Below are 22406 nucleotides of genomic sequence, written 5' to 3'. Positions count from 1 at the left end.
AAATGAAATAACACGATTCTTAAAAATTGTTATTTGTTTGGATATAGTTTAGGGAATACTATTCAACTCCCAAGATTTTGTGTAGGATGATTGCGTTTTATAATGGGAGAGGGATTAAATGTATAATGTAATGATTACTGGTGCAGGGAAAATTGGTAGCTTAATCGCTTGTTTATTATCAGAAAGCGGTTCTTACCAGATCCATTTAGTTGATATTGATTTTAATGGATCGGATGTTAAAAGACTGTTGGAAGCAGTACCCAAAATTAAAACAGTCGCATTAGATGTTCAAGATAAACAGTCAACTCAAGCATATATGGAAAAGAATGATATCGTGGCTGTTATTTCTAGTCTTCCATATTTTTTAAATACTTATGTTGCTGAAGCTGCAAAAGCTGCCAAAGCACATTACTTTGATCTTACGGAAGATACAGCCGTTACCGAAGCAGTAAAAGCGATAGCGCTTGATGCAGAAACGGCGTTTGTTCCTCAATGCGGATTAGCTCCTGGATTTATAAGCATTGCTGCAAATAGCCTCATGCAGGAGTTTGAAGAGTGTCATCATGTGAAATTACGTGTAGGAGCTCTTCCACAAAATGCAAACAACGCACTGCAATATTCATTAACCTGGTCCACTGATGGAGTAATCAATGAGTATGGCAATCCATGTTATGCAATTAAATATGGAAAAGCAGTAACCTTGGCACCTTTAGAAGGATTAGAAACCATTCAAATCGACGGGTGCGAGTATGAAGCGTTTAATACCTCTGGCGGACTAGGAAGTTTGGCCGAGATGCACGCTGGCAAAGTACAAACCATGAATTATAAAACAATGCGTTATCCTGGCCATTGCTCAAAGATGCGTTTATTAATGAATGACTTGCGATTAAACCAAGATAGGCCTACGTTAAAACGTATTCTGGAAAATGCGATTCCTAAAACTTACCAAGATCTGGTGATTGTTTATGTTTCTGTTGAAGGAATGAAACGAGGTGAGCTGACAGAAAAAAATTATGTGAAGAAGATTTATCCGGAAGAAATTTGTGGCCTGGAATGGTCAGCAATTCAAATAAGTACCGCTTCTGGTGTTTGCTCAGTAGTTGATTTGGTGCTCGGACAAGAAAATGAATATAAGGGATTAGTTCTACAAGAAAAATTCCATTTGTCTGCGGTGCTGGAAAATCGTTTTGGCCGCTATTACGCATAACCTGAGAGTATTGTGGTTATTGTTCCCGGGTTCTGTCTTATTGTACCCGGGTTACTATGGAGATAATTAATGGATATATTAAAACGCTTGAAAATTCATGCAGTTAATCCTGGAGCCTTTAGTGGGCAAGGTTGGCAAAGTGGAATTCATGAGCATAAGTTAATCTCTTATAATCCAGCCAATAGTGAAAAGCTTGCAGAAATAGCAACGTGCACTATGAGTGATTACGAAGAGATAATGACCCGTGCTGAATTTGCTGCCCATGAATGGAGAAAAGTTCCTGCTCCTAAAAGAGGGGAGATCATCAGACAGATTGGTCAAGCATTACGTGATCATAAAGATGCGTTAGGTAGTTTAGTTTCCTTAGAAATGGGTAAGTCCAAACAAGAAGGGGACGGTGAAGTCCAGGAAATGATTGATATAGCTGATTTCGCAGTAGGTCAATCACGGATGTTATATGGTAATTCCATGCATTCTGAACGTCCACAACATAGAATGTATGAACAGTGGCACCCATACGGTATTGTTGGCGTTATTTCTGCGTTTAACTTTCCGGTTGCTGTTTGGTCCTGGAATGCTTTTCTGGCTGCTATCTGTGGAAATGTGACATTGTGGAAGCCATCAGCAAAGACTCCTCTATGCGCTGTAGCTGTTCAGCATATTTGCAATGATGTATTAAGAGCAAATGGTTGTCCGGAAATATTCAGTTTAGTTATTCCAGAGAGTCACGATGTGGTTGAGGCAATGGTAAATGATAAACGAATACCACTAATTTCATTTACAGGTTCAACAGCAGTAGGTAAAGAGGTTGCAGCTAAAGTTGCTGCTCGATTAGGTAAGACTATTCTAGAATTAGGTGGTAATAACGCAATTATTGTCGATGAGACTGCTGATCTTCATTTAGCAATTCCGGCTATTGTTTTTGGGGCAGTAGGCACGGCGGGTCAACGATGCACTTCTACGCGACGTTTATTTATTCATCACTCCAAGTACGATTATGTTGTTGAGCGTTTACGTTTTGCCTATGAGCAAATAACAATTGGTGATCCTTTAGATAAGAAAAATTTAATGGGCCCACTGATTGATAAACAAGCTGTTGAACAATTTAATCGTGCAATAGCTCGCATTAAAGAAGCGGGTGGTCGAATTATATTTGGTGGTGAACCAGTGCATAGACCAGGCTTCTTTGTGGAACCTACGTTAGTGTGTGATGTAAAAAATCATTGGGAGATTGTTCAAGAGGAAACATTTGCACCGATTTTATATGTTATGTCTTTTCAGACAATCGATGAAGCAATTGCTTTACAAAATCATGTACCACAAGGATTGTCTTCTGCTATGTTTACCCAAAATTTAAAAAATGCAGAACACTTTTTAAGTGCCTGGGGAAGTGATTGCGGTATAGCTAATATTAATATCGGTACTTCAGGTGCTGAAATTGGCGGAGCATTTGGTGGAGAAAAAGAAACAGGAGGTGGGCGCGAGTCTGGTTCTGATTCTTGGAAAGCGTATATGCGTCGACAGACCAATACAATAAATTGGGGAAATGAATTACCGTTAGCTCAAGGTATTCGGTTTGATTTGGCTTGATTTAAGTAGCAAGTATAACCTGGGTGAAGCGAAGCATAACCCAGGTAATTATCATGTTCCATGAACCCGGGTTATGCTTCGCTTCACCCAGGCTACTTTAACGAGGAAAAAAGAATGCAGGGATCTTTTTTTATAAAAAAAGTCGCAGTTCTGGGAGCTGGTGTTATGGGCGCGCAAATTGCAGCGCACTGTGTTAATGCTGGTATAGAAACGTTACTCTATGATTTGGCATCTAAAGAAGGAAATGCTAATGCGTTGATTGATAAGGCAATAGCTAATTTAGGAAAGCTAAAACCTGCTCCTCTTGCGACAGCCCAAACTGCAACATTGTTACAATCGCGAAATTATGATCAACATCTTGCTGATTTGACTTCATGCGATTTAGTTATTGAAGCAATTGCTGAGCGCTTGGACTGGAAAGAAGATTTATACAAGCGTATTTCCCCATTTTTAACAGAACATTCTATTTTGGTGAGTAATACCTCCGGTTTGAGTATTAATTCATTATGTTCAGTTTTACCTGAGGCACATAGAAAAAATTTTTGTGGCGTTCATTTTTTTAATCCTCCACGTTACATGCATCTTGCTGAACTTATTCCTGCTAAAACAACTAATAAGGAATTAGTAGATAATCTGGAGGCTTGGCTAACTCGTTATTTAGGTAAAGGAGTTGTGCGTGCCAAAGATACGCCTAATTTTATTGCTAATCGCATTGGTGTATTTTCTCTCTTAGCTACATTGCACCATGCTTTTGCCATGGATATGGGATTGGATGAAGTTGATGCATTAACTGGTCCTTTGTTAGGAAGACCAAAATCTGCCACTTTTCGCACCATGGACGTTGTTGGTCTAGACACTATGCAGCATGTAATCTATACAATGCAACAACAGTTACAAAATGATCCATGGCATCACAGTTTTAAACTACCCGAATGGCTCACTAATCTAATTAAGGATGGGCATTTAGGGCAGAAAACAGGCCAAGGGATTTATAGAAAGAATGGCAAGATTATTGAAGTATATGATGTTAAATCAGCACATTATCGTCTAGCTCAACCGGTTGTCAGCGATGAGTTAAAAGCGATTATGGGTAATCCTGATCCTGCTACGCGCATGCAAAATCTAATGACTTCCAATAACAAGCAAGCACAGTTCTTAGCAGCCTGCTTCAAGGATTTATTTCACTACTGCGCGTATCATCTTGAGACAATTGCCGATAATGTCAGAGACGTTGATTTGGCAATTCGCTGGGGGTTTGGCTGGGCACAAGGACCATTTGAAACGTGGCAATTAGCTGATTTGGCAACCATGGCTCAATACATTAATCAAGCAATAAAGGAACAATCATCTCTTAGTTCGGCTCAACTGCCTGGATGGCTTTTTGAAATCAATGCATTCTATACTGAACAGGGAGCTTATTCTCCTCAGATGAATGATTATCAACCTCGAAGTCAATTGCCAGTTTATCAACGTCAATTCTTCACTGATCGAGTCATTAAAGAGTCAGTGCATCCTACACCTGTGATTTATGAAAATGAGGGTGTCCGTTTATGGCATTTACAAGATGATGTCGCTGTAGTGAATTTCAAAAGCAAAGCGAATACTGTGGGACAGTCAGTTCTTGATGGACTGGAAGCTGCTGTAGAAATTGCAGAGAAGCAATGTCGTGGGTTAATTATTTATCAACAAGATGCGAATAATTTCTGTTCAGGTGCTGATTTACGCGGTGTCCTTAATTTAATTAAGGAAAACAAAATGCAGGCTTTGGACGCTATGATCGCACAATTTCAACGCGTCGCTTTACGTTTGAAATACAGTTCTATTCCAACAGTTGCAGCAGTAAGAGGACGCGCTCTTGGCGGTGGTTGTGAGTTAATGATGCATTGTGATGCTGTGGCATCTGCTTTTGAAGCCTACCCAGGTCTTGTTGAATTTGGTGTTGGAGTAATACCAGCAGGAGGTGGATGTAAGGAAATGGCAATGCGGGCGGCAAATCTGTCACCTAAAGGCGATTTAATGACAATAATTCAAAGCTACTACCAACAAATTGCAACAGCGCAAGTTGCAGGTTCCGCGATCGAGGCAAAGCAAATGGGGTATTTGCGAAGTATGGACAGCTATGTCATGAATGCTGATGAAGTACTCTATGTAGCATTGGCTAAGGTAAATTTCATGCATGCAGAGAACTACCAACCTCCTTTAAAGAAACAGTTTCAAGTTGCAGGTATAGAAGGTAAAGCTCGATTGCAAGCCGGTTTGGTTAATTGGTTGGAGGGAGGATTTATTTCTCAGCATGATTATTTCATTGCTACGGAGTTAGCAACCGTACTGTGCGGTGGTAACCTCAATCAAAATACGTTTGTTGATGAGAGTTGGATGCTTAAGTTAGAGCGTGAAGCCTTTTTAACTCTTGCCGCAACACCATTAACCCAAGCGCGGATTAGTCATTTACTTGAAACTGGCAAGCCATTACGCAACTAAGGGAGATTTGAAATGACTAATGTATATATAGTTGACGCATTACGTACTCCAGTAGGTAAAGCACCACGTGGTGTATTTAAAAATACATTACCAGATGATTTATTGGCTCATGTGATCAGAGATTTAATGAAGCGCAATCCATCAGTGGATCATCAACAAATAGGGGATATTGTAATAGGATGTGCTATGCCTGAGGCTGAGCAAGGTATGAATGTGGCACGTATTGCATCATTACTTGCTGATCTACCTCAGTCTATTCCTGCAATGACAATCAATCGCTTTTGTTCATCTGGAGTACAAAGTATTGCTACCGCTGCAGGGTCTATACGCAGTGGTGATATGCATTTGGCTCTTGCGGGCGGTGTTGAAAGCATGTCTATGGTACCTTTAGGCGGAAATAAATACACAGCAAATCCTGTTATCTTCAATAATGAAGATGTTGCAATTGCATATGGGATGGGCATTACAGCTGAGAATGTTGCAAAGCGCTGGCAAATTTCTCGAGAGCAGCAAGATGAATTTGCTGCTGAAAGCCATAAAAAAGCGGTAGCAGCACAGCAACGTGGTGACTTTAAAGCTGAAATCAGTCCGGTAGAAATTACCATACGACAGGCTGATTTAGGAACTGATACAGCAATAATAAAAAATCAATGGGTGAATGATGATGAAGGACCGAGAGCTGATACTTCATATGATGTTATTTCTAAATTAAAACCCGTTTTTGCAACAAAAGGAACAGTAACGGCAGGAAACAGTTCACAGACCAGTGATGGTGCTGGTATTGCTCTTTTAGCCAGTGAACAGGCCTTACATCAATATGATTTAAAACCAATTGGGCGATTACTAAGTTATGCTGTAGCTGGTGTCCCTCCTGAAATTATGGGAATTGGTCCTATCGAGGCAATTCCTATTGCTTTAAAGCGAGCAGGTATTACTTTAGAGCAACTGGATTGGATAGAACTTAATGAGGCGTTTGCCGCTCAAGCTTTGGCGGTAATCAAAGAGCTTGATCTTCCTCGAACCAAGGTGAATCCTTTAGGAGGAGCAATTGCTTTAGGCCATCCTTTAGGTGCTACAGGTGCAATAAGAACAGCTACTTTATTGCATGGATTAAGAAGAACTAAAGGGCGATATGGTATGGTAACCATGTGTATAGGTACAGGCATGGGCGCTGCTGCAATATTTGAAGCTTTATAGTTTCTAATTTCTGTAGCCTGGGTTAAGGCGCAAGCCATGACCCAGGCTATAGTGCGATAATTTTAGGAATCACTATAAAAGTAAAACCCGAGTTACGTTTTGCCGTATCTCAGGCTACTGTTAAAGAAGGGATTTTTTAAATAAGTTGTTACTTAGTTTTTATCGCGGAATATAATGCGGCCTTTAGTTAAGTCATAAGGTGTTAATTCGACCTTAACTTTATCGCCAGTCAAAATTCTAATGTAATTCTTACGCATACGACCAGAAATGTGAGCAGTGATAACATGTCCATTTTCTAATTCAACACGAAACATGGTGTTGGGTAAGGTATCAATAACCGTACCAGCCATTTCTATATGATCTTCTTTTGCCATAGGTCTCTCAGTGATGTACCAAATTTATAAAGTTTATTATGTGTGATTATATACTTACAGCGTGTATACTGCACTAAAATAAAGAAAATGGCAATCAAAGCCCAGCAAAATTTAACTATTTATCGCTCTATTATTGGCTTTTGTGCCCAACTCTGAGGAGTGCCAAACTCAAAGATAATTTGTGCCAGTCTACTTTATTGCTAAGTTAAGAGGATTTTCAATTAAGAATGCATCCTTAACGTAATCAATATAGTGTCTTTCTTTGCTGGCTTGTTCACGATTGGGCCTAATAAGACCGTGCATATTAAACTCGTTTTTTTGTAATTCATAACTGAGTGCTTTAATCTGCTCAGGCCTAACATTTTGTTCAAATAATACTTTTGCGGTATTAATAAAGCTCTGCATTTCTTCATCAAATTTTGCTTTTTCAATGATATATTTTGTTTTTACCTCAAGTGTATCTGTAAATGAAGGCTCTTTAGGAGGTTTAGGTACTGTTTTCCATCCATCACTTGTTAACCCAAATCGAAGATTCTTTACCATTTCATGTTCTAGAGAGTAATATGAAACAGTTATAAACCCTCCTGAGTTGTCCCTTATTAAAAAGACAGACTTTGTTTCATTCTTTGTCGCACCATTGTGTTCCAAAATATCATGTAATTGGTTACAGCTAAGTGGTCGAAAAATAACAGGCACTTTAGGCCCTGGTTCATTATTTTGTTTTGACTCCATAGGGCAATACTCCGAGTTCCTTAATAAAATTAATTATCAATTACTAACGCTATAACGAGACAAAATGGTAATTAATTGCCTATATGGTATAATAATAGTACACGATTGTTGCTATTTGAAATCTTAATTGACGCGCCATGAACCTTTTTTTGTAGGATGCTCTAAAGACTGATAGAGCATGTGAAGAAATTCTCTTCGATCAATAATTTTGGCACCTAAACTTTGTAAATGATTGGTCGGAATTTGGCAATCAATAAAATCATAGTTCCATTCACTCATCGTTCTGCATAAGTAGTAGAAGGCAATTTTCGAAGCATCTGTCATTTTATGGAACATAGATTCACCAAAAAAGGCATGACCTAAACTGAGTCCATATAAGCCTCCGACAAGTTCGTTTTCGTACCATATTTCAAAGGAATGAGCATAACCCATAGTGTGTAATTGAGTATAGGCTGCGATCATCTCTTTAGTTATCCAGGTATTATTGATTCGATTAACACTCGTAGCACATGCTGTAATTACCTGTTTAAAAGCGGTATCTATCGTGAATCTGAAGGCTTTCTTTAATGATTTTTGCAAACTGCGAGACAATTTAAATTCATTAGGAATCAATATGAGTCTTGGATTTGGCGACCACCAGAGAATTGGTGTTCCTGGTTCATACCAGGGAAAGATTCCTTGTCTGTAAGCTTGAAGAATGCGTTGAGGGGATAAATCACCCCCAATGAATAATAAACCTTGGTCATCACTTGTTTCTGGATTTGGAAAGAAGTGGATTTCATTATAATTCAACTTGAACTCCTCAATTTATCAGGAATTTTTCTCTTATAAATCATTTTTTATTCTACACTTATTATAAGCGAGAATTGGAGGAAGCAATTGGATCATCTGTATAGTTTGGGTAACATTTTAATGCTTCTCAGCCTTTGTTTCAGAAAAGTACTCTTTATCCGCACCATCTTCATATTATCTGATTTATCATTTTTGCTTTATGGAGCATTAGCTGATGTGCCCCCGGTTGCATATTGGGCTATTGCATCATTAATTATTAATTTTGTACAGATAGGTATTTTGTTAAGAGATTTGATGCCTCAAGATTTGCCTTATGATTTACAACAAGTAAAAGATTTGTTTTTTGTAAGTATGCAAACCAGTGATTTTATTCGCCTGATTAAATTAAGTGAACGAGGTACTTCCAGAAATAAGAAAATATTAATCAAGGGAGAACCTGTAGAAAATTTAATGTTGATTACAAAAGGATTGGTTTATATTGAGGTAGATGAAGCGATTATTGAGGTAGGTCCATATCATTTTATTGGGGAGATGAGTTATTTTAGAGATGGAAAGGCCAGTACTACCATATACGCACGAGAGCCTGTGGATTATTTATACTGGAGTTATTCCGATTTGCATCGCTTGCAAGCAAATAAACCCCCATTATTTATGAAGATGGTAGAGGCTATGGGGAAAGATATTATATTGAAAATGCTTAATCAAAACAAAGCATCAAAGGTATTATGAGTGATGTTCTAATTCAGTAGCAGTGAAGCAGGGTTATATTTTAAGCGCTAACTTCACTGCACCAAATTTTAATCAGACCCTAATTTTTAAAATTCAAATCCAGATATTGCTCTACATCAAGAGCTGCCATACAACCAAAACCAGCAGAGGTAATGGCTTGTCGGTACACATGGTCAGCTACATCTCCGCAGGCAAATACCCCGGGAATGGACGTACTCGTGGCCATGCCTTCCAGCCCTGATTTAATGACAATATAACCATTCTTCATAACGAGTTGATCTTTAAATAAATCTGTATTGGGCGTATGTCCTATAGCAATAAATACGCCGTCAACATTTAATAACTCCTTTGAGTTATTTTGTACATTGCGAATTAAGGCACCAGTTACTTTTTTACCATCACCTACGACTTCATCAAGAGTAGAGTTCCATATTATTTTGATATTGCCAGTACGCGTTTTTTCAAAAAGTTTATCCTGAAGAATTTTTTCAGCACGTAGACTATCGCGTCGATGTATCAACGTTACTGAAGAGGCCAGGTTAGATAAATACAGTGCTTCTTCAACCGCAGTATTTCCTCCACCAATGACACAAACTGTTTTGTTGCGGTAAAAAAAGCCATCGCAAGTAGCACAGGCAGAAACTCCGCGGCCTTGATAAGCTGATTCCGATTCTAATCCCAAATAACGTGCTGATGCTCCAGTAGCAATGATGAGGGCATCGCAAGTATAAGTGTCACTATCACCATGAAGGGTAAACGGTGCTTGTGACAAATTTGCTTTAACAATATGATCAAAAATAATTTTTGTTTCAAAGCGTTCAGCATGTTTTTGCATGCGCTCCATCAGAGCGGGCCCTTGTAATCCTTCAATATCGCCAGGCCAGTTATCTACATCTGTTGTGGTCGTTAATTGACCTCCTGGCTGCATGCCAGTGATTAGAACGGGATGAAGATTGGCTCTTGCAGCATAGACTGCAGCAGTGTAACCTGCTGGTCCTGAACCTAATATGATTAAGCGGTGATGATTGCTTGAGCTCATTCTCTCTGCCTTCCTTAATATTTTGATATTTTGTGTTAAGATGGCGAATATTATGACAAAAACAAAGATATGAAAATACCTATGGAAAAACAACATTCGGGAAAAAAATCTGGTCTTTCTAAAAAACACTTGCCTAACTATGTTGTAAAGCGACTTAGCGAAGGTAGTTTTATATTAATTTTAACAAGTGCTTTCTTTGTGCTCCTGTCTTTGCTGTCTTATAAGAACAGTGACCCAGGGTTTTCTCATGTTTCACGTGCAGGGTCTGTTGTCGCAAATTCAGGTGGACAAGTAGGGGCTTACATAGCTGATGCTCTTTATTTTACATTCGGGTATTTTGCTTATTTGGTACCCATTGCTTTTGCATATATTTCATGGGCATTGTTACATGATGTTCATACCCTAAAAACTCTTGATAAGCGAGTCTTATTGCTTCGTTCTATTGGCTTGATGCTTATGTTTGCTGGAGGGTGCGGTTTATTAAGCCTTGAGGCGGAAATGGGTCAAATAGACTTAATTCATGGCCCCGGAGGATTTATAGGGCAAGTTGTAGGTGGTGGTTGGTATCAAATGCTGAATTTACATGGAGCAAGCCTGGTTTTATTAGCCATGCTTTTGGTGGGAACTACATGGTTAACCGGCCTATCCTGGATAAGGGCGGTCGAGCTCATTGGATTTTATACCTTATTCACTACAAATTATGTTTCTAAGACAGTACAAAAGACGATGCAGTTTTTTAATAATAAAGTTGCGCGCTCCAAGTCAAATGAAACTACCAAAATACCTCGTGAAAAACCTGCTCCAAAATTATTTAAGCCAAAAATAGAGAAAGAAAAAGAGGTTATTACTCCTCCTTCTTTAGTTAGCAGTGATATAAAAGCTGAAGTTGTTAAACCAGAATCTAATAAAACTGAAATTGTTAAACCGGAAATTGTTAAACCTGCAAAAGAAGTAAAAGAAATTCGTATACCCAAAGTTAGTATTTCAGGTGAATTACCTTCTCTAAGTTTATTGGATAAAGGAGAACCAGGTAAGCCCATGGGTGGATATACCCATCAAGAGTTAGAGAATTTATCACGGGAAGTAGAGCAGCATTTATTAGATTTTGGTATTCAGGCAGGGGTAGTTGCTGTACACCCGGGACCTGTAGTAACACGTTTTGAGTTACAACTGGCTGCAGGTGTTAAAGTAAGTAAATTGACTGCTTTGGCTAAAGATTTGGCTCGCTCTTTATCTGTAATCTCAGTTCGTGTTGTCGAAGTAATTCCAGGCAAAACCGTAGTTGGATTGGAGTTACCAAATCATTCACGAGAAATGGTTCGGCTATCAGATGTTTTATTGGCAGATGTATACCAACACGCTCACTCACCTATTTCTTTATCTTTAGGTGTAGATATCGCAGGTCATCCTGTAGTAGTTGATTTAGCAAAAATGCCTCATTTATTAGTAGCCGGGACAACAGGCTCCGGAAAATCAGTTGGTATCAACGCAATGATTCTAAGTATCTTGTTTAAAGCGACTCCAGAACAGGTACGTTTGATCATGGTTGATCCTAAGATGCTGGAGTTATCGGTTTACGATGGCATTCCTCATCTGTTAACTCCTGTTGTTACTGATATGAAAGAAGCTGCTAGTGCCTTGCGTTGGTGCGTTGAAGAGATGGAACGACGTTATAAATTGATGGCAGCTATGGGTGTAAGGAATTTGGCTGGATTTAACACTAAGGTCGCTGAAGGAATCGCCAATGGCCAACCTTTCGTTAATCCTTTATGGAAGCCCGTTGACTCAATGGATGAAACTGCTCCAGCGTTGGAGTCTCTGCCTTATATTGTCGTTGTGATTGATGAGCTCGCTGACATGATGATGGTCGTGGGTAAGAAAGTAGAGCAGTTAATTGCACGTATTGCTCAAAAAGCCCGAGCGGCAGGTATTCATATGATTCTTGCTACTCAAAGACCTTCTGTGGATGTTTTGACTGGATTGATTAAATCAAATATTCCAACACGAATTTCGTTTCAAGTTTCGTCAAAAATTGATTCTCGTACTATATTAGATCAACAGGGTGCAGAACAATTATTAGGACATGGCGATATGCTGTATTTGGCCCCTGGAAGCGGCGCACCGTTACGAGTTCATGGTGCATTTGTTGATGACAAAGAGGTACATCGTATTGCTGATGACTGGCGTGCTCGCGGTGAGCCTGATTATATTGATGATATTTTAAAGTTGACTGGTGATGGCAATGAAGGTGGGGCTGATGAAGATGGTCAATCAGCAGAAGATGATGATCCTCTTTATGATCAAGCAGTCGAATTTGTTATTCAGACACGTAAAGCGAGTATTTCTGCAGTTCAACGACGTCTAAAAATAGGTTACAACCGTGCAGCACGAATGGTTGAGGAAATGGAGCGGACGGGGATTGTGGGTCCATTAGATGGTGGTTATCGAGATGTCTTAGTATCATCCGTAACGGAGGATTAATTATGAAAAAAATATTAATAGCATTGCTCTTAAGTGTTTCTACCGTAGGGTTTTGTGAAACTCCTGATGTGTTGCTACAGAACAAATTAAACAGCATACGTTCAATGACGGCTGTTTTTAAGCAATCTGTAAAAGCAAAACATAGAGTAGTGTCTCGTTCATCAGGAACTATGGCATTACAAAGACCTGGTCGATTTCGTTGGCAAACTTTGCAGCCAATGGCGCAATTAATGGTAGCAGATGGACAAAAAATTTGGGTTTATGACAAGGACTTAGAGCAAGTCACTGTTAAAACACAAAAAAAAGGTTTAGGGGGAACCGCTGCTTTATTCTTAAGCGGCTATGACAATACTGTTACCCGAGATTTTACTGTAACTCAGAGTAATATGGGTAATGAAATTGTTTTTGATTTAAAATCAAAATCACCTAAAGCGAATTTCCAACGAATAAAATTAGTGTTTCGGCAAAATAGCCTAACGGGATTGGAGTTATACGATCAATTAGGCCAAGTGACTACGGTTCAATTATCACAAATTAAATTAAACCCTAAATTGGCTACTGGTTTGTTTCAGTTCAAAACGCCAAAAGGGGTTGATGTGGTACAGCAATGAGTTTGTTTGAGACAATGCCTACGCCACCGCTAGCGGAGCTTCTAAGACCCCGAAGCCTGGATGAAGTGATTGGTCAGAGCCATTTATTGGGAGAAGGGAAGTCTTTACGGCTCAGTTTTGCAGCTAAAAAACTTCATTCGATGATTTTATGGGGACCACCAGGTGTTGGCAAGACAACAATTGCTCGAATTACTGCAGAAGCTTTTGATTGCGAATGGATAGCACTTTCTGCTGTATTTTCAGGGGTTAAGGACATTCGCGCAGCAATTGAAAAAGCACAGGAAAATCTAAACTTAGGTAAACATACCATATTGTTTATTGATGAAATTCATCGTTTTAACAAAGCTCAACAAGATGCATTATTGCCCTATACGGAATCTGGTTTAGTAACCTTCATAGGCGCTACTACAGAAAATCCTTCTTTCGAAGTAAACTCAGCTTTATTATCACGTGCCCAAGTTTATGTTTTAAAATCCTTGACAGATGAAGAGTTAAAACGATTATTTCAAAAGGCGAATCAGACTGTTTTGTCCCATATTCAATTTGATGACGATGCGATAGAAATGCTTATCGGATTTGCTGATGGTGATGCAAGACGATTATTAAATAGTCTGGAACAATTACACACGGCATGTACTGCAATGAATAATAAACAAGTGACTAAAGAATTTGTTATGAATTCATTGGCAGAGCAGGTCAGACGTTTTGATAAAAGTGGTGATAATTTTTACGATCAAATTTCTGCATTACACAAATCTGTACGTGGCTCTAATCCTGATGCATCATTATATTGGTTATGCCGTATGTTGGATGGAGGGGTGGATCCACGTTATTTGGCACGGCGAATTGTTAGGATGGCATGGGAAGATATTGGTTTAGCTGATCCACGAGCTGTCCAAATTGCAAACGATGCTGCAATAACTTATGAAAGGCTAGGCTCTCCGGAGGGAGAACTTGCTCTAGGGGAGGCGGTTATTTATTTGTCAATTGCTGCAAAAAGTAACGCAGCATATGTTGCTTTTAATCAAGCGATGGACTTTGTAAAACGAGATAAATCTCGAGAAGTGCCTGTTCATTTGCGCAACGCTCCTACTCGTTTAATGAAAAAACTAGGACATGGAAAAGCGTATCGCTATGCTCATGATGAACCACATGCTTACGCTGCTGGAGAACATTATTTACCGGATGATATGCAAGAACCTGGCTGGTATAAACCAGTTCCTCGTGGATTAGAAATTAAAATTGCAGAGAAGCTGGCATTTCTAAAATCACTCGATGAGAAAAAGCGAGGATCGTAGCCTGCATGATTGTCGCTATGCTTCTCCAGGCTAGACGCCCACAAATCAAGTTTCAGTATTAAGTGTTCCTTCGACTCCATATATCTTTTCTCTTATAATTTACAATCCGGAATATTCCAACTCGACTCAATAATATCGGCTCCTGCCTCATCAAGTCGACTGTAATTAAATACCAATGGTTTATCATTACTAAAAAAAGGTGCATAAAAATTTTTATAAGCTATTTGACCATCTGTAAGAAATACCGAACATGTATTGGGTAACAATTCCGCAACACTTTTAATGTTTTTATAACGAGAATTTCCACTAACGTAACTGTGATCAAAGCCTAAAAACGCCAGATAGGGTTCCTCATTATTTTCTTTTTCAATAATTTTCGCTGCATTGCCATTGAAACTATGAATTCTGAAATGATCATCTCCATCCAAGTGTTTAATTTGAAAACTTTTAATACAGGATAAAATTGCTGGATAAGAGTCTAGGGCTACTACACGAATTCCAACTTTTTTGGCTGCTTTGACTATATTAGTGTAACCGGAAAACCCGCATCCACTTGCTACATCTTTGAAATATAGATAGGCAGCTAGCTCGGGAGGAAGATCTTCGCTAGAGCTATTAAAATATGTATCCAGTAATGTTTGATGACGATCATAAAAAAGAAATTCAAAAAATAAGGTTTTTATTCCTAATTTTTTAAAGTATTCCAGATTTTCAACAAGAAATATTTTTGGAAATTTGTGATGATGAATTTCACCTAAGTAGATTCCTTTCGGGAGTGTTTTTTTACTTTTTAACTCTTCAAAGGATTTTTTCAATGCTTCTTTTCTTTGTGGTACTGAGAAATAAGAGTGTGAAGCTTGTGAAAAACTCCAGTTGGAATGAGAATAATTTGTTTGGTGGGCCAAATCAACGGACAACTGGCATAACGATTTAATTTCAGATACATATTCATCCGCCGATTTATTATGCCAAAGACGGTAGCGATTACCATCCCAACTCGATGCAAAAGGTTTTTGGGTTAGATTAAGTTGTAGTTTTTCATCAAAATCCGTATATGTGATTAGAACCTCCATTTCATCTGGATAGTAGTCAAAATGAATTTGTCGCTGCTCGTCATCAAAATAAATTTTGATGCTTTCGAGTGAAAAACCTTTTTTGACTAAAGCGTCAATTAACTCTTGATAACATCCCTTGATGATCGGATAACTTATTTCATCAATGGATTCGCTGTTTATCCCTTTTAAAATGCATATGCTCATGGATAAGCCCTCTATTTTTTTAAGGGCGCTTTTATGAAACTATATCCTGAACATTGGTATTGGGTTTGTGGGGAAGTTATAGCGCCAAATTCAACTGCACATGCCCAACCTGAAAAACAATGTTCAGGCAGCTCATGCACATATTCATATTGGGGCGCATTATTGTCATAAAATTACTTATTTTGTCTAATTTAATAACAATATTTTTATCATGGATTATACTTTCTGTCAATAAAAGATGCAATATACTTTTTCAAGTAATTAATTACATGATTTTAAATGTATTTTCATTTTATTCTAAATTTGCTAAAGTCCTCTAATTAATTATAATAATTTCATCCAGTATGCATTATTCTAATTACCAAACATGTGCCGTAAGGCCTCAAATACCTCTTTCTGAATGGGATATCTTATCCAGCTTGCCAACTGCTTTGGTAATTATCAATTCTCAAGGAAGAATTGTTTGGTTAAATCCACCCGCTGAAGCAATGTTGGGATATGGATTACTCGATTCTCTGTGGTTGGATGTGATTTTACGTGCTTTTGTTCCTCGTGCCGACGATGGGCATGAAGTTTCTCTGGCAGATGGGCGTCGAGTCCACGTAGCAATCGCGACTTTGGATAGTTTGCCAGGTATATTAGTCAGTTTAACTGATATAACTGCTACTCGAGATTATGAGAAAGCCAAAGAAAATGAAAAGCGTTTGGTCTCAATTGGTACAATGACTGCACAACTCGCACATCAGATCAGAACACCATTGGCTTCGGCGATGTTATATACGGAACATCTGAATAATCTTCCCGATTTAGAAGTGCGTACTCAAAATTGGATTCATCGATTGCAAGAATGTCATACCAGCATTGAGCAACAAATCCAGGACTTATTACTATTTGCACGAGGTACTACAATAGAGCCAAGGCGCATGGATATGAATTATTGGTGTTCCCTGCTAGTGCAACGTGCACAGCCCTATGTTTTGGCTAAAAATGTTACCTTCAATGTGAATAATCAACTGTCCACTCGTGAATCATTAATTCATGCAGAATCATTAATTGGTGCTGTTTTAAACTTGGTGATCAATTCATTACAATCAGATGCAACAGAAATTAATTTAACACTTGCATCTATAGATAATTCAGGTATACAAATATCAGTAGAGGACAATGGTAAAGGAATGACAGAAGAGGTGAGAAACCAAGCGTTTTCTCCTTTTTATACTACAAAAGCCCAAGGTAATGGCTTGGGCTTGGCAGTTGTTTATGCGGTAGTAAAAGCACATGGAGGTCGACTCAGTTTAGAATCTACTGAGGGAGTCGGTACACAAGTTAATTTGTTTTTGCCGTAAATATGTTGAGTTGTCATCCTGAATATGGCAAAGCACTTCTGATTTAACTTAGATTAAAATTCATGAAGTGCTCTGGCAGGCTTAGGATGATATCCTTTTTATAACACTTAGAAAAAGGACTTTTCTATGAGTCATGTTTTAATCGTTGAAGATGATCCAGTATTAAGAGAAGCGCTGGCTGAAACAATGACTATTGCTGGCCATACATATATTACCGCTAAAGATGGCAAGGAAGCTTTAGCCCTTCTAGAAATCCATAATCCATCAGTAGTATTAACGGATATTCGTATGGATGAACTGGATGGAAATCAATTGCTCGCAGAGATCCAAAAAAGAAGACTTGGATTGCCTGTGATTTTGATGACTGCCTATGGCTCAGTACAGGATGCAGTGAATGCACTTCATCATGGCGCGGTAGACTATTTACAAAAGCCATTCAGCGCTCAAGTATTGACTGAAAAAATCAACCAATACATTAAAGTAGAGTTTGATGAAGATACTGGTGAGCCCATTGCAAAGGATCCTAAAAGTCAGGCCTTATTAACTATGGCATTAAAAGTAGCTCAATCAGATGTTGGTGTGATGATTAGTGGTGAGAGCGGAACAGGTAAAGAGGTGTTGGCTCATTTTATACATGATCATTCATCTCGAAAAAAACAACCTTTCATTGCTATTAATTGTGCTGCAATTCCTGAACAAATGCTTGAGGCGACTTTGTTTGGTTACGAAAAGGGTTCATTTACTGGTGCTTACAAATCCACTCCCGGAAAATTTGAACAAGCGCAGGGAGGAACTTTGCTTCTTGATGAAGTAAGCGAAATGCCTTTAAGCCTGCAAGCTAAATTACTTCGTGTTTTACAAGAGAAAGAAGTAGAGCGAATTGGTGCTAATAAAACAATTAGTTTAGATGTTCGCATTTTAGCTACTACGAATAGACAACTTAAAGATGAAGTAAAGGCTGGTCGTTTTAGGGAAGATTTATTTTATCGTTTGAATGTTTTCCCTTTACAGTGGCATCCTTTACGTGAAAGAAAGAATGACATCATTCCATTAGCTAATTATCTGATTCGTAAACACTGTCACCATAAACAGCGTGTCGTTCCAGTGATTTGTCCAGCTGCTCAGAAACTGATGTTGGCATATCCTTGGCCAGGAAATGCGCGTGAATTAGATAATGTGATTCAACGCGCTTTAGTTTTACAAACTCAAGGTATTATAGAAGCGGAGCATTTACAATTGTCATTAAATGCTACATTGGTTCCTGAAACTACTTCAAATGCCAACAGTAAAAATTTACAAATTCATGAATTTGAATTAATCGAAAAAACTTTACTGGAGAATGAAGGAAATAGACAAAAAGTAGCTGCTTTATTGGGGGTAAGTGAGCGTACTCTACGCTATAAATTAGCAAAAATGCGCGAAGAGGGTTATACAGTATAAAAAAATTTTCCAGCATGGGTATTTGGTGGGCCTGCAAGGCAAAGCCATATCTGCGGATTAAGCGATTCTATTCACATCGAGAATCCACGGGTAACAGATAAAATGGATAAAACACCGATTAATGAGGTAAATAGGGATATGAGTGAAATTAATACAGTTAACTTACTAAATCAGATCAAGACAATGTCTGCTAAAGCTGAAGGCTCAGTTATTGAGACAGAAGCAAATCAATCTCCTTTTGGCTCTGTATTTCAACAAGCTATGAATCAAGTCAATGAATTAAATCAATCTGCTGATTCTTTAAAAGCACGTTTTGAAATGGGGGATCCTAATGTAAGCCTAGGGGAAGTTATGATAGCAGCTCAAAAATCCAATTTGGGGCTTGAAGCTACGGTTCGAGTTCGTAACAAAGTGGTACAAGCATATCAAGACATTATGAATATGCCAGTATAATTAGGAGTTTAATATGGCATTGGCTGATAGTGCATCAACAGTCGCAGCAAAATTTGCGAATCTCTCTATTGCTCGACAAATTGGTTTATTAGTAGGTGTGGCTGCCAGTATTGCAATTGGTTTAGCTGTTGTTTTATGGTCTCGCGATCCGAATTATGTTCCCTTATATACGCAAATGAATGCACGTGACGCTGCTGAGGTAGTATCTGCTCTTGAACGTAATGGAATTGATTTTAAGATTGATAATAACAACAGCATGATTATGGTTGCGGCTGATAATCTCCAAAATGCACGGCTTAAATTGGCAATGGAAGGATTGCCTCGTGATCCCGTTGGTTCAGAAGAACTTTTTTCAAATGCTAATGCATTTAATAGCAGCCAATTTATGGAGAATGCGCGTTATAAGCAAGCTCTGGAAGCTGAGCTGGCTCGTACTATAAGTAAGTTTAATGATATCAAATCAGCTCGAGTTCATTTAGCAATTCCACGCGAATCAGCTTTTGTTCGTGATGCACATGAACCCAGCGCTTCAGTTTTCCTTGATGTCTATTCTGGTTTAGAGCTTAAAAAACATACAATTGCAGCAATTGTGAATTTGGTTGCATCCAGTATTCCAAATTTATCTGCAAGTCGGGTGACTGTTGTCGATCAGGATGGGCAATTGCTAAATGAAGGTGGGGGGCAAACCTTTTTTACAGATACAGAACGATATTTAGATTACAGACAAAATTTGGAACATCAATATGCTCAAAAAATTCAGGATATTTTAACGCCAATACTTGGTTATGGTCGAGTTAGGGCGAAAGTTTCTGCGGATATTGACTTTACAAGTTATGAACAAACACAAGAAATGTTTAATCCTGAACTACCTTCTTTGCGTAGCGAACAAACAATGGAGGAAAAACGTAGTTCCTCAAGTGATGCTGTTGGAGTTCCAGGCACTTTATCTAATACACCACAAACCAATCCTGCTCTTGCAGCCAAGAATACTCCTCCTAAAAATGGCCCACCGCCACAAACGCAAACAGCATCGGATACAAATCAATCCACAGATTTGCGTAAGCAAAGCACCAAAAATTTCGAGTTGGATAAAACGGTTAGTCATACTAAAAATCAACCGGGGACAATTAAACGTCTCTCAGTCGCAGTTTTAGTAGATAATCGAGCGGTAATGGATGAGAAAACTAAAAAAATGACCAAAGCCCCGTTGACTCAAAAGGAAATTGATCAAATCAAATTGCTTGTTGCAGATGCAATTGGGTTAAATATACAGCGTGGTGATAGTTTGAATGTGATCAATACAGGTTTTGTTAAACCCGATCCTGTCGCGGCTATTCCTGAGGAGCGTTTTTGGCAGAAGGATATTTTCTGGTCGATAGTCAAGCAGGCAGTAGCTGCGTTATTTGTTTTGGCTTTAATCTTTGGTGTACTTAGACCAATGCTTAAAACACTTGCCAGTAATCGAAATGAGGGTAAAGTTGAGAGTGATGAACCGCCTATAGGAGACTTGACTTACGACGGAACAATCTCAATCAAAGATGCAAATGATTATGAGTCACAATTAAATTTATTACGGCAGGTTGTGGATAAGGAGCCCAAACGTGTTGCACAAGTAGTTAAAAATTGGGTTGATCGGGGGTAACTATGGATGGAATAGAGCGTGCGGCCATTTTACTATTGAGTATGGGCGAAAAAAATGCTGCTGAAGTATTAAGACATCTGGAGCCGAGGCAAGTACAAAAGGTGGGTGTTGCAATGTCGACGCTGAGCAATGTTACCAAGGCAAAAATGGAAAATGTATTGGTTGAATTTACCCATGCAATTGGAGAGCAAACGAGTTTAACAGTAGACACGGAGCATTATTTACGTACAGTACTCATTGAAGCTTTAGGTCTTGAAAAAGCGACTCCATTCATTGACCGAATTTTGGTTTCAGATAAAGACAGCGGACTCAATCGTTTAAAATGGTTGGATGGTCGATTAATTGCTGATGTAATTCGTAACGAACATCCACAAATTATTGCTACTATATTAATTCATTTGGATAGTGAGCAAGCAGCAGAAGTAGTGCGTTATTTTAGTGTCGATAAACGCTCGGAAGTATTATTGCGTATGTGCAATATTGATACAGTAAAACCAGAAGCGATATCAGAGCTGGGACAAGTTATAGAAAAACAACTTAGTGGGCAGAAAGTAAGTAAAACCGCCTCTGTAGGAGGCATTAAGAGTGTTGCTGATGTAATTAACTATTTCGATGGCTCTATGGAAGAAGAGGTATTAAATAAAATTAAAGATTGGGACGAAGAATTAAGTGAAAAAATCAGAGACAAAATGTTTGTTTTTGAGAATTTAGTGGATATGGATGATCGGAGCATGCAAACTTTATTGCGTGATGTGACGCCTGAGCAATTAAAGCTGGCTTTAAAAGGTACAACTGAACCGACCAAGGAAAAAATATTCTCCAATATGTCTAAACGCGCTGCTGATTTATTGCGTGAAGATATTGAGCTACAAGGTCCTGTGAAAGTTGTTGATGTAGAGCGTGCTCAACGAGATATTCTGGGTATAGCAAAAAGCCTTGCTGAAGACGGTAAGATTGCTCTGGGTTCCAAAGGTGGCGATGATATGATTTAAGGGTTTGAAGCGCAACAAGCTAGAATTATTTTTTAGTTTCATCCCACGAGGCTGCGTTTATGATTGGATATGATTTTCAGGATGATAAGTATATGTCGAATGAATTTGAGCCTTACCTTAAGAAAAGAGAAAGTAATAGTGGGTTTAGCGCTTGGGAATATGAGTCAATAACTCATAATGAAGCAAAAGTAGAAATTAATGAAGAGGAACTTTTTCTCGCTGAGTGTGAACGCCTAAAACAAGAGGCTATAAAAAAGGGCTATACCGAAGGCATGCAACAAGCACAAGCCGAAATTGAGGAAAAAAGAAAGCAGTTTTTACGATGGTTTGATCTATTACAAAATCCAGTAAAGCTAATAGACGAACAAGTTACGCAAGAGTTTATACAAACTGTAATTTGGTTAAGCCAGCATTGTATTGGGATTGAGTTATCCGTTCATCCTAATCTGTTAAAAAACATACTCAATGCCATCAAATTAGAGTTGCCTTCTTTACAAGCTAACAAAATCTTTGCTATGCATCCAGATGATGTAGCTTGGATTAAAAGTGAATTTGGTGAAAAAGAAATACCAGGTTTACAAGAGATTCTGGTAGCAGATCCTTTATTGAGCCGTGGCGATTTCTATTTAAAGGGCGAACACAGTGAATTGGATGGCCGAGTATATACCCGTCTAGCGACTTTGTTTACAAAGTATATTACTCAAGATAATCTAATTGCCCCCTTAAAAGATCAGGGTTAACCG

General features: G+C 38.6%; 20 protein-coding genes. 15 read left to right on the top strand and 5 right to left on the bottom strand.

The window, feature by feature from the left end; translation table 11 throughout:
* Nucleotides 1–118 precede the first annotated feature (118 nt).
* From DGG96_RS07895 to DGG96_RS07880, 4 genes are all read left to right on the top strand, one after another.
* A complete protein-coding gene (locus tag DGG96_RS07895; protein ID WP_110142191.1) occupies nt 119–1207 on the top strand; it encodes a saccharopine dehydrogenase family protein in 1089 nt (362 codons plus the stop codon).
* Between the two features lie 69 nt (nt 1208–1276).
* Complete coding sequence (amaB, locus tag DGG96_RS07890; RefSeq protein WP_110142190.1) at nt 1277–2797, top strand: L-piperidine-6-carboxylate dehydrogenase; 1521 nt, start codon at nt 1277–1279, stop codon at nt 2795–2797.
* Between the two features lie 114 nt (nt 2798–2911).
* Nucleotides 2912–5278 (top strand): 3-hydroxyacyl-CoA dehydrogenase/enoyl-CoA hydratase family protein, encoded by a 2367-nt coding sequence (locus tag DGG96_RS07885; protein ID WP_110142189.1) that lies wholly within the window; start codon nt 2912–2914, stop codon nt 5276–5278.
* Nucleotides 5279–5290: 12 nt separating this feature from the next.
* Complete coding sequence (locus tag DGG96_RS07880; protein WP_110142188.1) at nt 5291–6475, top strand: acetyl-CoA C-acyltransferase; 1185 nt, start codon at nt 5291–5293, stop codon at nt 6473–6475.
* A 152-nt stretch (nt 6476–6627) separates the two neighbouring features.
* On the opposite strand, the gene infA is transcribed toward DGG96_RS07880, so the two are convergent.
* The 3 genes from infA to aat all read right to left on the bottom strand — a co-directional run bounded on the left by infA (nt 6628) and on the right by aat (nt 8373).
* Nucleotides 6628–6849: a translation initiation factor IF-1 gene (gene infA / locus DGG96_RS07875; protein ID WP_019233117.1), complete on the bottom strand. Its 222-nt coding sequence runs from the start codon at nt 6847–6849 to the stop codon at nt 6628–6630.
* A gap of 189 nt (nt 6850–7038) precedes the next feature.
* The gene (locus tag DGG96_RS07870; RefSeq protein WP_110142187.1) at nt 7039–7581 is read right to left on the bottom strand and encodes a hypothetical protein; all 543 of its coding nucleotides are present in this window, start codon (nt 7579–7581) and stop codon (nt 7039–7041) included.
* A gap of 123 nt (nt 7582–7704) precedes the next feature.
* Nucleotides 7705–8373 (bottom strand): leucyl/phenylalanyl-tRNA--protein transferase, encoded by a 669-nt coding sequence (gene aat, locus DGG96_RS07865; RefSeq protein WP_110142186.1) that lies wholly within the window; start codon nt 8371–8373, stop codon nt 7705–7707.
* 87 nt (nt 8374–8460) lie between these two features.
* Between aat and DGG96_RS07860 the strand changes: the two genes are divergently transcribed.
* The gene (locus DGG96_RS07860; protein WP_110142185.1) at nt 8461–9102 is read left to right on the top strand and encodes a cyclic nucleotide-binding domain-containing protein; all 642 of its coding nucleotides are present in this window, start codon (nt 8461–8463) and stop codon (nt 9100–9102) included.
* A 79-nt stretch (nt 9103–9181) separates the two neighbouring features.
* Here the strand turns inward: DGG96_RS07860 and trxB are convergent, their stop codons facing one another.
* The gene (trxB, locus tag DGG96_RS07855; RefSeq protein WP_110142184.1) at nt 9182–10141 is read right to left on the bottom strand and encodes a thioredoxin-disulfide reductase; all 960 of its coding nucleotides are present in this window, start codon (nt 10139–10141) and stop codon (nt 9182–9184) included.
* Nucleotides 10142–10222: 81 nt separating this feature from the next.
* On the opposite strand from trxB, the gene DGG96_RS07850 reads away from it, so the two are divergent.
* Genes DGG96_RS07850 through DGG96_RS07840 form a run of 3 tightly spaced genes read left to right on the top strand, consistent with a single transcriptional unit; the run spans nt 10223 to nt 14531 of the window.
* Complete coding sequence (locus DGG96_RS07850; RefSeq protein ID WP_110142183.1) at nt 10223–12622, top strand: DNA translocase FtsK; 2400 nt, start codon at nt 10223–10225, stop codon at nt 12620–12622.
* A gap of 2 nt (nt 12623–12624) precedes the next feature.
* The gene (gene lolA, locus DGG96_RS07845) at nt 12625–13233 is read left to right on the top strand and encodes an outer membrane lipoprotein periplasmic chaperone LolA (RefSeq protein ID WP_110142182.1); all 609 of its coding nucleotides are present in this window, start codon (nt 12625–12627) and stop codon (nt 13231–13233) included.
* Nucleotides 13230–14531: a replication-associated recombination protein A gene (locus DGG96_RS07840; protein WP_110142181.1), complete on the top strand. Its 1302-nt coding sequence runs from the start codon at nt 13230–13232 to the stop codon at nt 14529–14531. Before lolA ends, DGG96_RS07840 begins: the two co-directional genes overlap by 4 nt.
* 92 nt (nt 14532–14623) lie before the next feature.
* On the opposite strand, the gene DGG96_RS07835 is transcribed toward DGG96_RS07840, so the two are convergent.
* Nucleotides 14624–15790: a TraB/GumN family protein gene (locus DGG96_RS07835; protein WP_110142180.1), complete on the bottom strand. Its 1167-nt coding sequence runs from the start codon at nt 15788–15790 to the stop codon at nt 14624–14626.
* Between the two features lie 33 nt (nt 15791–15823).
* On the opposite strand from DGG96_RS07835, the gene DGG96_RS20790 reads away from it, so the two are divergent.
* From DGG96_RS20790 to DGG96_RS07805, 7 genes are all read left to right on the top strand, one after another.
* A complete protein-coding gene (locus DGG96_RS20790; protein WP_165831590.1) occupies nt 15824–15961 on the top strand; it encodes a hypothetical protein in 138 nt (45 codons plus the stop codon).
* A gap of 173 nt (nt 15962–16134) precedes the next feature.
* Entirely contained in the window at nt 16135–17136 is a 1002-nt protein-coding gene (locus tag DGG96_RS07830) for a sensor histidine kinase (protein WP_110142179.1), read from the top strand.
* Between the two features lie 126 nt (nt 17137–17262).
* On the top strand, nt 17263–18576 hold the full coding sequence (locus tag DGG96_RS07825; protein WP_110142178.1) for a sigma-54-dependent transcriptional regulator: 1314 nt from the start codon (nt 17263–17265) through the stop codon (nt 18574–18576).
* A gap of 138 nt (nt 18577–18714) precedes the next feature.
* On the top strand, nt 18715–19029 hold the full coding sequence (gene fliE, locus DGG96_RS07820) for a flagellar hook-basal body complex protein FliE (RefSeq protein WP_110142177.1): 315 nt from the start codon (nt 18715–18717) through the stop codon (nt 19027–19029).
* 13 nt (nt 19030–19042) lie between these two features.
* Nucleotides 19043–20671 carry a flagellar basal-body MS-ring/collar protein FliF gene (gene fliF, locus DGG96_RS07815; protein WP_110142176.1) on the top strand — a complete coding sequence of 543 codons (1629 nt, stop codon included), beginning with the start codon at nt 19043–19045 and terminating at the stop codon, nt 20669–20671.
* A gap of 2 nt (nt 20672–20673) precedes the next feature.
* The gene (gene fliG, locus DGG96_RS07810) at nt 20674–21663 is read left to right on the top strand and encodes a flagellar motor switch protein FliG (protein WP_110142175.1); all 990 of its coding nucleotides are present in this window, start codon (nt 20674–20676) and stop codon (nt 21661–21663) included.
* Between the two features lie 59 nt (nt 21664–21722).
* Nucleotides 21723–22403 carry a flagellar assembly protein FliH gene (locus tag DGG96_RS07805; protein WP_240610443.1) on the top strand — a complete coding sequence of 227 codons (681 nt, stop codon included), beginning with the start codon at nt 21723–21725 and terminating at the stop codon, nt 22401–22403.
* Nucleotides 22404–22406 lie beyond the last annotated feature (3 nt).

Source organism: Legionella qingyii (genome assembly GCF_003184185.1).
This window is presented reverse-complemented; position numbering and strand designations above follow the sequence as displayed.